This is a genomic window from Zongyangia hominis, assembly GCF_014385095.1.
In the GTDB taxonomy this organism is placed as follows: domain Bacteria; phylum Bacillota; class Clostridia; order Oscillospirales; family Ruminococcaceae; genus Zongyangia; species Zongyangia hominis.
The window spans coordinates 283,364-295,584 of the sequence record NZ_JACRTC010000002.1 but is presented as its reverse complement, the minus strand read 5'-3'; the positions used below and the strand labels follow the sequence as shown (position 1 = coordinate 295,584).

The 12,221-nt window shown below is 54.6% G+C and carries 12 protein-coding genes; 11 read left to right on the top strand and 1 reads right to left on the bottom strand.

Annotated features, from left to right (window positions below; genetic code table 11):
* Positions 1–21 precede the first annotated feature (21 nt).
* From rpsL to tuf, 4 genes are all read left to right on the top strand, one after another.
* Positions 22–450, top strand: a complete 429-nt coding sequence (gene rpsL, locus H8709_RS04880; RefSeq protein WP_262397243.1) for a 30S ribosomal protein S12 — start codon at positions 22–24, stop codon at positions 448–450.
* A gap of 140 nt (positions 451–590) precedes the next feature.
* Positions 591–1,061, top strand: coding sequence for a 30S ribosomal protein S7 (gene rpsG / locus H8709_RS04875; protein WP_262397242.1), 471 nt, complete (start codon positions 591–593; stop codon positions 1,059–1,061).
* Between the two features lie 161 nt (positions 1,062–1,222).
* Entirely contained in the window at positions 1,223–3,304 is a 2,082-nt protein-coding gene (gene fusA / locus H8709_RS04870; RefSeq protein WP_262397241.1) for an elongation factor G, read from the top strand.
* A gap of 173 nt (positions 3,305–3,477) precedes the next feature.
* Positions 3,478–4,677, top strand: a complete 1,200-nt coding sequence (gene tuf / locus H8709_RS04865) for an elongation factor Tu (protein ID WP_262397240.1) — start codon at positions 3,478–3,480, stop codon at positions 4,675–4,677.
* A gap of 114 nt (positions 4,678–4,791) precedes the next feature.
* Here the strand turns inward: tuf and H8709_RS04860 are convergent, their stop codons facing one another.
* A complete protein-coding gene (locus tag H8709_RS04860; RefSeq protein ID WP_262397239.1) occupies positions 4,792–5,001 on the bottom strand; it encodes a DUF378 domain-containing protein in 210 nt (69 codons plus the stop codon).
* Positions 5,002–5,380: 379 nt separating this feature from the next.
* Here H8709_RS04860 and H8709_RS04855 point away from each other — a divergent pair, with 379 nt between their 5' ends.
* The 7 genes from H8709_RS04855 to H8709_RS04825 all read left to right on the top strand — a co-directional run bounded on the left by H8709_RS04855 (position 5,381) and on the right by H8709_RS04825 (position 12,212).
* Positions 5,381–5,692, top strand: coding sequence for a hypothetical protein (locus H8709_RS04855; RefSeq protein ID WP_262397238.1), 312 nt, complete (start codon positions 5,381–5,383; stop codon positions 5,690–5,692).
* Positions 5,693–5,769: 77 nt separating this feature from the next.
* A complete protein-coding gene (locus H8709_RS04850) occupies positions 5,770–6,810 on the top strand; it encodes a V0D/AC39 family V-type ATPase subunit (RefSeq protein WP_262397237.1) in 1,041 nt (346 codons plus the stop codon).
* 135 nt (positions 6,811–6,945) lie between these two features.
* Positions 6,946–8,877 (top strand): V-type ATP synthase subunit I, encoded by a 1,932-nt coding sequence (locus tag H8709_RS04845; RefSeq protein WP_262397236.1) that lies wholly within the window; start codon positions 6,946–6,948, stop codon positions 8,875–8,877.
* Positions 8,878–8,948: 71 nt separating this feature from the next.
* Complete coding sequence (locus tag H8709_RS04840) at positions 8,949–9,386, top strand: ATP synthase subunit C (RefSeq protein WP_262397322.1); 438 nt, start codon at positions 8,949–8,951, stop codon at positions 9,384–9,386.
* Between the two features lie 34 nt (positions 9,387–9,420).
* Complete coding sequence (locus H8709_RS04835; RefSeq protein ID WP_262397235.1) at positions 9,421–9,729, top strand: V-type ATP synthase subunit F; 309 nt, start codon at positions 9,421–9,423, stop codon at positions 9,727–9,729.
* A 113-nt stretch (positions 9,730–9,842) separates the two neighbouring features.
* On the top strand, positions 9,843–10,439 hold the full coding sequence (locus H8709_RS04830; protein ID WP_262397234.1) for a V-type ATP synthase subunit E: 597 nt from the start codon (positions 9,843–9,845) through the stop codon (positions 10,437–10,439).
* A gap of 24 nt (positions 10,440–10,463) precedes the next feature.
* On the top strand, positions 10,464–12,212 hold the full coding sequence (locus H8709_RS04825) for a V-type ATP synthase subunit A (protein WP_262397233.1): 1,749 nt from the start codon (positions 10,464–10,466) through the stop codon (positions 12,210–12,212).
* The last annotated feature ends 9 nt before the right edge of the window (positions 12,213–12,221 follow it).

Here is a 12,221-nt window from a genome sequence, read left to right as displayed (position 1 = left end):
AACAAAGTAAGGAGGTGCAATATGCCAACCTTTAACCAGCTCGTACGCAAAGGCAGAGAGGTGGTCGAGAAAAAATCCACGGCTCCGGCTCTTTTGAAGGGTTACAACTCCAAAAAGCGGGTCGCCATCGACCAGAATTCTCCGCAAAAACGTGGTGTTTGTACTGCAATCAGAACACAGACCCCGAAGAAGCCCAACTCCGCGCTTCGTAAAGTGGCCAGAGTCAAGCTTTCCAACGGCATGGAGGCGACAGCTTACATTCCGGGAATCGGTCACAATCTGCAGGAACACAGCGTTGTGCTGATCCGTGGCGGACGTGTGAAGGACCTGCCTGGTGTGCGTTACCACATCATCCGCGGTACTCTGGATGCCCAGGGTGTTGCCAAGAGAATGCAGGCTCGCTCCAAATATGGCGCGAAACGTCCAAAAGCTGGTGCCGCAAAGAAATAATTCTTCCAAAGTTTCTAAAGTAAACTCGTGCTGCTGATGCGGCGTTTATATAACTTATAAACACCGGCCGCGTTGGCACCGACGGAAGTATTGTCGCTTTCGAGTACCGATGATATCATACTGTGAAGGAGGGAAGCGAAGTGCCAAGAAGAGGTCGTGTAGCAAAACGTGATGTTTTGCCAGATCCGCTTTACAATTCCAAACTGGTCACCCGGCTGATCAACAACATTATGTTGGACGGCAAAAAGGGTGTTGCCCAGAAGATTGTATACGGTGCATTCGATATTGTTAAGGAAAAATCCGGAAAAGATCCCCTGGAAGCTTTTGAGCAGGCCATGGAGAATATCATGCCTGTCCTGGAGGTCAAGGCCCGCCGCGTGGGCGGCGCCACCTATCAGGTGCCCATGGAGGTCCGTCCGGAGCGGCGCCAGACTTTGGGTCTGCGCTGGATCACCAGCTATTCCAGAGCTCGCAACGAGAAGACCATGAGAGAGCGTCTGGCTGGCGAGATCATGGATGCCCTGAACAGCACCGGTGGAGCTGTCAAAAAACGTGAAGACACCCACAAAATGGCAGAGGCCAACAAGGCGTTTGCCCATTACAGATGGTAGTTCGTTATCCATGGCGGCTTTCTTAAAGCCGCTTAAAACGGTCATCCGACAGGGCCTTTCCTGCCGGATAGCCGTCTATCTGCCGGGTTTTGCCGGCAGCGCATGAAAAATCTACGGGACTTGCGAGAAGTCCCGGTCGTTTGTAACTGAAGGAGGAGACTATGCCAAGAGATGTCGCTTTAGAGCAAACTCGTAATATCGGCATAATGGCTCACATTGACGCGGGTAAAACCACCACCACCGAGCGCATCCTGTTCTACACCGGTATCAACCATAAGATCGGTGAGACCCACGATGGAAGCGCGACCATGGACTGGATGGCCCAGGAACAGGAGAGAGGTATTACCATCACCTCCGCTGCCACCACCGCCTATTGGAAAAGCCATAGAATTAACATCATCGACACTCCGGGACACGTTGACTTTACCGTTGAGGTCGAGCGTTCCCTGCGTGTCCTCGACGGCTCCGTCACGGTTTTCTGTGCAAAGGGCGGCGTTGAGCCCCAGTCGGAAACCGTCTGGCGTCAGGCCAACAAATATCATGTGCCCCGCATGGCATATGTCAATAAGATGGACATCATGGGCGCCGATTTCTACCATGTCATCGACATGATGAAGGGCCGGCTCAAATGTAACGCCATCCCCATCCAGCTTCCCATCGGTTCCGAGCAGTTCTTCAAAGGCATCATCGACCTGCTGGAGATGAAGGCCTATGTCTACTACGACGATCTGGGAAAAGACATCCGCGTGGAGGATATCCCCGAGGATATGGTGGAGAAAGCGCAGCAGTATAGAGCGGAGCTCATCGAGAGCGTGGTAGAGCTCGACGACGCGCTGATGGAAAAATATCTGGAAGGCGAAGAGCCCACCATCGAAGAGCTCAAAAAAGCCATCCGCAAAGGTACCATCGACAATGCGATCGTACCGGTTTGCTGCGGTACGTCCTATAAGAACAAAGGTGTCCAGAAGCTCCTGGATGCAATCGTCGATTATATGCCCTCTCCCATCGACATTCCCCACATCAAGGGAACCAATCCGGAGACCGGCGAGGAAGAGGAGAGACCTTCTTCCGACAAAGAGCCGTTTGCGGCTCTGGCATTTAAAATTGCCACCGACCCCTATGTGGGCAAGCTGTGTTTCTTCCGCGTCTATTCTGGTACGGTTAACGCCGGCACCACCGTTTTCAACTCCACCAAGGACACCCAGGAGAGAATGGGACGCATTCTGCAGATGCACGCAAACCACAGAAAGGATCTGGAGGTCTGCTACGCGGGCGATATCGCCGCCGCGGTCGGTGTGAAGAACACCACCACCGGCGACACCCTGTGCGATCCCAAGCATCCGATCATCCTTGAGTCCATGGAGTTCCCCGAGCCGGTTATCAACCTGGCCATCGAGCCCAAGACCAAGGCTGGCCAGGAAAAGATGGGCATTGGCCTCTCCAAGCTGGCGGAGGAAGACCCCACCTTTAGAACCTACACCGATCAGGAGACGGGCCAGACCATCATCGCCGGTATGGGCGAGCTTCATCTGGAAGTCATCGTCGACCGCCTGCTCCGGGAGTTCAAGGTAGAAGCCAACGTGGGCGCGCCCCAGGTTGCTTATAAAGAGACGGTCCGCCGTCTGGCCGACGTGGATTACAAATACGCCCGTCAGTCCGGTGGTAAAGGCCAGTACGGTCACGTCAAGATCAAGCTGGAGCCCAACGAGAGCGGCAAAGGCTACGAGTTCAGAAACGCCATCGTGGGCGGCGCCATCCCGAAGGAGTATATCGGCTCTGTCGACGCTGGTATCCAGGGAGCCATGCAGGCGGGCGTCTTAGCCGGTTATCCGGTGGTTGACGTCATCGTCACCCTCTATGACGGTTCTTATCACGAGGTCGACTCCTCTGAAATGGCATTTAAGATCGCCGGTTCCATGGCGTTCAAAGAGGCCATGAAGAAGGCGGACCCCGTCATCCTGGAACCCATCATGAGAGTCGCCGTCAATATTCCTGAGGAATATATGGGCGACGTCATCGGAGACCTCAACTCCCGCCGTGGCCAGATCCAGGGCATGGAAGCGGTCTTCGGCGCGCAGGAGATCAAGGCCTTTGTGCCGCTGTCTGAAATGTTCGGCTATTCCAACGCCCTTCGTTCCAAATCCCAGGGCCGCGGTCAGTACGTCATGGAGCCTTCGCACTACATTGAAGTGCCCAAGTCCATTGCGGAAAAGATCATGAGCACCAGAGGCAAAAAGGACTAATCGTCACCCCGCTTGCGGAGCGCGATTTTCAGGTGCCGGGAGGCCCCGTTTTTGCGCAAAGAAACGCGGTGTTATTCCCGGAAAACACTTGAATTTCCTATGAATTATTGCTACAATACAAATTGTAGTCTGCGTACAAAATCAGTAAGAAAATTAAAGGAGGCCACACGAAAATGGCAAAGGCTAAGTTTGAAAGAAATAAGCCCCATATTAACATCGGTACCATCGGCCACGTTGACCACGGTAAAACGACTCTGACCGCTGCGATCACCAAGACCCTGGGCATGCAGGGCCAGGCTGAGTTCGTCGCATACGATATGATCGATAAAGCTCCCGAAGAGAGAGAGCGCGGCATCACCATCAACACCGCTCACGTTGAGTACGAGACTCCCAACCGTCACTATGCGCACGTTGACTGCCCGGGACATGCTGACTATGTTAAGAACATGATCACCGGTGCTGCCCAGATGGACGGCGCTATCCTGGTTGTTTCCGCTGCTGACGGCCCCATGCCCCAGACCCGTGAGCACATCCTCCTGTCCCGTCAGGTTGGTGTTCCTTACATCGTTGTCTTCATGAACAAAGCGGACCAGGTTGACGATCCCGAGCTCCTGGAGCTGGTCGAGATGGAAATCCGTGACCTCCTCAGCAGCTACGACTTCCCCGGCGACGATACCCCCATCATCACCGGTTCCGCTCTGAAAGCGCTGGAAGCTCCCAACGATCTGAGCGATCCTGCATACAAACCCATCCTGGACCTGATGGAAGCTGTCGACTCCTACATTCCGACTCCGGAGCGCAAAGCCGACCTGCCTTTCCTGATGCCTGTTGAGGACGTCTTCACCATCACCGGCCGTGGTACTGTTGCCACCGGTAGAGTGGAGCGTGGACAGCTGAAGACCTCCGACGAAGTCGAGATCATCGGTCTGACCGACGAAAGAAAGAAAACCGTCGTTACCGGTATCGAGATGTTCCGCAAGATCCTCGACTACGCTGAGGCTGGCGACAACATCGGCGCGCTGCTGCGTGGTATCCAGAGAACGGAAATCGAGCGCGGACAGGTTCTGTGCAAACCCGGTTCCATTCATCCCCACACCAAATTCCGCGGCCAGGTCTATATCCTGAAAAAAGAAGAGGGCGGCCGTCATACCCCGTTCTTCAATAACTATCGTCCGCAGTTCTATTTCAGAACCACCGACGTTACCGGCGTCATCTCCCTGCCCGAGGGTGTTGAGATGTGCATGCCTGGCGATAACGTCGAGATGGACGTTGAGCTGATCACCCCGATCGCTATCGAAGAGGGCCTGCGTTTCGCTATCCGTGAGGGCGGCAGAACGGTTGGTTCCGGCGTTGTCATCAAGATCAACGAATAATTCGATTTTCTATGTAAGAAAAGCACAGGATACCAAATGTATCCTGTGCTTTTTTGTTTGTGATAAAAAGAAAGCGGAGAATCCGTTCGGATTCTCCGCTTTGTTCGGTAAATTTTACTCGGTAATCTCGTTGGTTTCCGGGCTGCGGAAGAGCAGGGAAATGCACCAGATGCCGGCCAGGGCAACCAATGTATAAATGATGCGGCTGACGGCGGCGGCTTGTCCGCCGAATGCCCAGGCGACCACGTCAAAGGAAAAAATACCGATGGCGCCCCAGTTGAGTGCGCCGATAATCACCAGGACTAACGCAATTTTATCCAGCATAAGAACTCCTTCTCCGCGCGGCAGTGAGTAAAAGCGCGCTTTCCAAACCGCGCGGCCGTGGAAAGCGGCGGGAAAAGCGGGGACGGGAAAATGCTGTTTGCTGCTTTTCCATGCAGTAAGTAGTCTGCCCGATTCAGGGGAAAATATGCGTGGGAGGGCGCAAACGGAAGAATCCGGGAGAGAATCTGGAATGAACCGGAAATGATGGCGAAATTTCATGAATTGTCTCTTCATATGGAACAAAATGCATAGAATCTTGGTGTTTTCCGTGGTTTTTTTGAGGAGCTTTTCTCTTGCAAACCCATATAAATAGGTATATCATTAATGAAATAGCGATATTTTTATAAGGGTCCCAAAGCCCGATGAGGGAGGTAATGGAATGGATCAAGTGATTGCTAGGCTGCTGGAAGTCGACAAGGAAGCTGCGAAGCTGGTCGACGACGCCAAAGAGGAATTGGAAAAGATCAAAGAGGCCATGGAAGGCGAAAAGTTACAGTTTAAACAGGCCTATATAGAGAGAGCCAAACGAAGGATTCAGCTGCTCGAAAAGGAAGAAAACGAGCACATGGACAAGGCAAGCGCTGAGCTGGCCGAATACTACAACAAGCGGCAGCAGCAGCTCCAAGAGACCTATGACGAGCGTCACGAGGCGTGGGAGCAGACTATTTTTGATCGCTGCCTGGCCAAATAGCAAAGGTTTGACGCATGGTCCTCCGCGCGGACGATGCGATGACTGGAAAACAAAGCGCGGAGAAATGGCGGTTAAAAATGCTCGATTCTTTGTCCAATAAAGCAATTTTGACAAAAGCCAGAGCGATGTACGGCAAGCGCCTGACATCGGAGGACTATAACGAAATGATGCGGATGCAATCGGTGAACGACATCACGGCGTATCTCAAAAACGAGACGTGGTATGGCGATGTTTTGGCCCCCATCAGCGAATCAACGGCCCATCGTGGACAGGTGGAAAACCTGATTCGGCGCAGTGTCATCGAGCGGTACACGAAACTCCTGCGCTATGATTTTTCCAAGGGCAACAGCTTTTATTCGTATCTGATCATCCGCTCGGAAATTATCTTGGTCCTCTCTTGTATGCGGATGCTCAATTCCCATTCCAGCGATGAGTTTATCATCACCCTGCCCACCTATATGATCCGGTACGCCAGCTTTGATTTGATGGGCCTTGCCAAGGCCAGAAGCTACGACGATCTGCTTCGAGTGGTCGAACACACCGAGTACTATGACATCATCAAAGCCTACCGGCCGAAAAAGGGCAGCGAATATATCGATCTCATCGGCTGCGAGAGCGCGCTGATGACCTACTATTACCAAAAGGTCTATGCGCTCATCAAAAAGGACTACGGCGGGGACACCCGCAAGCAGCTGGAGGATTTATTCGGGTCGGAGATCGATATCCGGAATGTGAGCCTCATTTACCGGCTCAAGCGTTACTACCGTTATAAGCCCGACCAAATCCGAGCCCTGCTCATCAAGGCCCCGGGCAAAATGACAGCCCGGCTGCTGACGGAGCTAGTGGACGCGGCCAATCCCAAAGCGTTTATCGCGGTGCTCAAAAGGACGCCCTTTGGACGCTTTTACGACGGAGAACGCTTTACGCACATTGAAAATGTGACGGATAAAACCAGTTACCACACCAATGCCAAGCTGCTGCGCTTTACCATTGAGGCGCCGGTCGCCTTGGCTGCTTATATGAACTGCATCGACCTGGAGGTCGAAAACATCTTTTGCATCATCGAAGGCGTGCGCTATCAGGTCCCGGTGGAGGAAATTGACCGCCTTCTGGTCTAATCCTCGGGTGCGGGCCGCGCCCGCGTCGGAGCGGACACCTGGCACGACGGAAGAAAAAATAGAGCGATGGAGTAGGATATGTTAAAAAGTAATGGATGTCTATGGTATTTAATATCAGGAAAGGAGGTGTAGCTGGTGTCGATTACAAAGATGGCGCTTGTAGAGATTCAGGGGGAAGAGAAGTACTTGGATGAGGCTTTGCGGCGGGTGGCTAAGAGTGAAATGTTCCAGCCCGAGCCCTTTACTTCTTTTAGTGAATACGCGGCAGGCGTCACCGCAATGGAAGGCCACAACCCTTACAGCGATATGCTCCGTAAGGTCATGGGGATTGCCGACACCTTTGAGGTAACGCTTCAGTACAAGGACTTTGCACAGCTCGACCTTTCGGTGGAGGAGATTCCACCCTATATCGACCAGCTGCAAAGCCGGGTATCAGCCCTTCGTGAGGAGAAAAAGAGCTTAGAGAATCTAGCGGAGGCGCATCAGCAGACGCTGACCCATCTGCGCCACATCATTTCCCTGCACGTCAATTTCGACGAAATTTTCTCCCGTCACTTTTTAAAGGTGCGCTTCGGACGGCTGCCGGTGGACAGCTATCCCAAGCTCAGCTACTACGAGGAGAAGCCCTTTGTCTTTTATTCTTTTGACAACGACGGCGCCTATCATTGGTGCATGTACCTGACCGCGGACGAGGATCAGGAGGAGATCGACGGCATCTTTAACGCCCTGTTCTTCGAGCGGATGTGGATTCCCGACTACGCCCACGGCACGCCGGAGAAGGCCATTGAGTCCATCCAGGCGGAGATGGCGGAAAAGTCGGAGCGGTTAAAAGAAGTCAGGGAACAGATCAAGCAGGTTTACCGGGAAGAGGTCGACAAGTTTTTGATGATCTATTCCAAGCTCCAGTTTTTGAGCGACGCCTACGATCTCAGGCGCAACGCGGTCATCCTCCGGGGCAAGTTCCACATCCTGGGCTTTATCCCCGAGAAGGAGTACGACGAGTTCATGCTCTCCTTCCTCGACCTGTACAAGGTGGAGGTGCAGAGCCGGCCACTGGACCAGACGGCCCAGGTCAACGTGCCGGTAAAGCTCAAGAACAATCGCTTTGTCCGGCCCTTTGAAATGTTCGTCACCATGTACGGATTGCCGGGCTATCACGACATTGACCCGACGCCCTTCGTGGCCTTTACCTATACCTTCCTCTTCGGCCTGATGTTCGGAGATTTGGGCCAGGGCTTGGTCATCTCCTTGGTGGGATGGCTGATGTGGAAGCTCAAAAAGATGATGCTCGGACGGATCATGATGCGCATCGGCGTCTCCTCCGCGGTCTTCGGCTGTGTATATGGCTCGGTGTTCGGCTTTGAGCACCTGTTAGACCCGGTGTACAAGATGCTGGGATTCGCGGAAAAGCCTATTGAAGTCATGGCGCCCGCCACTACCACCAACATTTTGCTGGTGGCCATCGGCCTAGGTATCTTCATCATCCTGCTCTCCATGGTGTTTAACATCATCTTGGGGCTCAAGCAGAAGAACCTGGAACGGGCCCTCTTCTCGCAAAACGGCCTGGCGGGCTTCATCTTCTACGGCGCCGTGATCTACGCCGCCGTGGGGACCCTCACCGGCATGAACGTGATGAATCCCATCTACGTCATCTTCCTGATTGTCATCCCGCTGCTCGTCATCTTCCTCAAGGAACCTTTGGGCAAGATGGCCGCCAAACGCAAGGGACTCTTCGAGGAGGGAGTCGGCAACTTCATTGTGGTCGGCTTCTTCGAGATGTTTGAGATCCTGCTTAGCTTTATCAGTAACACCATGTCCTTCCTCAGAGTGGGCGGGTTCATCCTCAGCCACGCGGGCATGATGGCCGTGGTATTGACCCTGGCCGAGATGGTCGGCGCGGGGGCGAGCCCCTTGGTCATTGTCATCGGCAACGTCTTTGTCATGTGCATGGAGGGACTCATCGTGGGCATCCAGGTCCTGCGTCTGGAATTCTACGAGATGTTCAGCCGCTTCTTCGAGGCCGAGGGCGATCCCTATGAGCCCATGAAGGTCAGCTACCAGGCATAGAAGCATAAGCCTTCCGCGCCTGTACTTCACATAAATAGAACATTATATTTGGAGGAATTATGATGAGTAAAATGGTAATGTTTTTAATTCCCGCAGCCATCGTCGCCCTTGCAGCTATGGTCATGATGCCCATGTGCAAGCGCTCCATTGATAAGAAAAGTGCCAAACGCCGCGTCGTCATCAACCTTTCCGTCTTTTTCGGCGCCATCGCTTTGTTTGCCGCGACCCCCATCGGCGGCATGATCGCCTCCGCCGCTGAGCCCGCCGCCGCGGCAGCCGCCACCGGCCTCACCGTCGGTTCCGGTCTCGGACTGCTGGCCGCCGCCCTGGTAACGGGACTGTCCTGCGTGGGCGCCGGTATCGCCGTCGCCGCCGCCGCTCCCGCCGCCATCGGCGCAGTCAGCGAGGACCCGAAGGCCTTTGGTAAATCCATGATCTTCGTGGTTCTGGGCGAAGGCGTCGCCCTGTACGGCCTGCTTATCTCCATCCTGATCATCAATAAGCTCTAATGCCTGCGCATCCCGGGAAAGGGGAAAAGGTCCTATGAAATTCTTTCTCATCAGCGACAACGTGGATACCAGCGTGGGCATGCGCCTGTGCGGTATCGAGGGCGTTGTCGTCCACGAGGCACAGGAAGTGGAGGAGGCGCTACAACAGGCCTCCCAGGACGAAGAGGTGGGCATTATACTCATCACCTCCAAGCTCATGGAGCTGTGCCCCGACACCATCTACGACATGAAGCTATACAGCAAACGACCGCTGATCGTGGAAATTGGAGACCGCCACGGTTCCCAACAGATTTCCGACGCGATCACGCAATACGTACGGGAGGCCATCGGCATCAAGATTTAAGCCGGGCTTTCCATGTCCGCCAGGACCCAGGGCACAGGCAAACTGTCTGCGGCCGGGGAAGGCGAAAGAAATTCCGCCTGCATCGGGCAGGCAGACCATTGGAGGTGGTATAGATGGCTTCCCTGCAAGAAAGAGCCAAAAAAATCGAAGCGGATATCATGGAACATGCCAATGAAGAAAAGGCGAAATACCTCCAGGAAGCGGAAGCTTATAAACGCAGCGAATTGGAAAAGGCTGAAAACGAAGTCCTCAATGAGTCCTATGAGAGAATCCAGGAGGCCGTGGCGGACATCCGCGTGCGGACCGCCCATTTGATTGCCAAAAGGGACTACGACGCCAAGCGCGAATTGTTCATCAAACGCCAGCAGCTCGGAGACCAAGTCTTTGACGCGGTCAAGGGGCGGCTGCGCTCCTATACAAAGACCCCTGATTACGAAAAAAAGCTCGTGGAGACTGCGGCAAAGCTGGGGCGGGAATACCCCCTGGCCCAGAGCGAACTGCGCTTTGCCCCAGGGGATGCAGCGCTCATGGCAAAGGCCGCCCAGGCCTTCGGCCAGCCCTGCGCCACCGCCGCCGACCCGAATATTGAAATCGGCGGCGTGGTCCTTGTCAACCTCGAAAAGGGAATCTATGTAGACGAGACGCTGGACAATACCTTGGAGGAACAGAAGGACTGGTTCTATCAGCATTCCGGCTTGTCCATCGACTAGTTTTCCGTCAGAGAGGTGAAAAAATTGAGCAACACTGTATATTCGATCAATGGACCGGTTGTCACCGTCAAGGAGACCAAGGACTTTTCCATGATGGAAATGGTCTATGTGGGGAACAAAAGGCTCATCGGAGAGGTCATTTCCATCACCGACGCCTTCACCACCATCCAGGTCTATGAGGTGACCACAGGCCTTCAGCCCGGCGAGCCGGTCTATTCAACCGGCAGCCCCATGTGCGCGACCCTGGGCCCCGGCATCCTGTCCAATATTTTCGACGGCATTGAGCGTCCGCTTAAACAGCTGGAACAGATGTCCGGCGCCTTTATTGGGAAAGGGTGCAACGTGGACGCCCTGGACGATGAGAAACTCTGGGATGTCAAGATCACCGTCAAGAAGGGCGACGCCCTCTCCGGCGGCCAGATCTACGGCACCACCCAGGAGACTCCCCTCATCGAGCACCGCTTTTTGGTCCCGCCCTCCCTGTCGGGAGAGGTGGTGGATACGGCCGAGAACGGAAAATATAAACTGAGCGACTGCATTGTCAAGCTAAAAGACAAAAAGGGCGCCATCCACGAGTTGACCCTCTGCCAGAAGTGGCCCATCCGGATTCCCCGTCCGGTGGATAACCGCCTGCCCATCGCCATGCCCCTCATCACCGGCCAGCGTGTCATCGACACTCTGTTTCCCATCGCCAAGGGCGGCACGGCGGCGGTCCCCGGGGGCTTTGGCACCGGCAAGACCATGACCCAGCATCAGCTGGCCAAGTGGTGTGACGCGGACTTAATCGTCTACATCGGATGCGGGGAGCGCGGCAACGAGATGACCCAGGTCCTCGAGGAGTTCTCCGAGCTCATCGACCCGAAATCCGGCAAGGCCCTCACCGACCGGACGGTCCTCATCGCCAACACCTCCAACATGCCGGTGGCGGCCCGTGAGGCCTCCATCTACACCGGCATCACCTTGGCCGAGTATTACCGAGACATGGGGTATCATGTGGCCATCATGGCCGACTCCACCTCCCGCTGGGCCGAGGCGCTCCGCGAAATCTCCGGACGATTGGAGGAGATGCCCGCGGAGGAGGGCTTCCCGGCTTACCTGCCCAGCCGCCTGTCCGAATTCTACGAGCGCGCGGGCTTCATGGAGACCCTTTCCGGCAACGACGGCTCGGTGTCCATCATCGGCGCCGTTTCCCCCCAGGGCTCCGACTTTTCGGAGCCTGTCACCCAGAATACCAAGCGCTTTGTCCGCTGCTTCTGGGCGCTGGATAAGTCGCTGGCCTACGCCCGTCACTATCCCGCCATCAACTGGACGTCCAGTTACAGCGAATATATCGACGATTTGTCCAAGTGGTACAAGGAAAACATCGACCCCACTTTCCTCAGAAAGCGACAGGAGCTTTCCAGCATCCTGCAAGAGGAAAGCAAGCTCATGGAAATCGTCAAGCTCATCGGTTCCGATGTGCTGCCCGACGACCAGAAGCTGGTAATTGAAACGGCCCGGGTCATCCGCGTGGGCTTTTTGCAGCAAAACGCTTACCACAAGGACGACACCTATGTCCCGCTGCAAAAGCAGTTAAAAATGATGGAGGTCATCCTCCACCTCTATAACCGCTCCAAGGAGATTGTGGCCACCGGGCTGCCGCTGTCGAGCATCCTGCAGACGGGACTCTTTGAAAAAGTTTCCAAGATGAAATATGATATCCCCAACGACCAGCCGGAACTGTTTGACGAGTACATGGCGGATATTGATAAACAGCTCAGTGAAGTACACTAAGACAAGAGG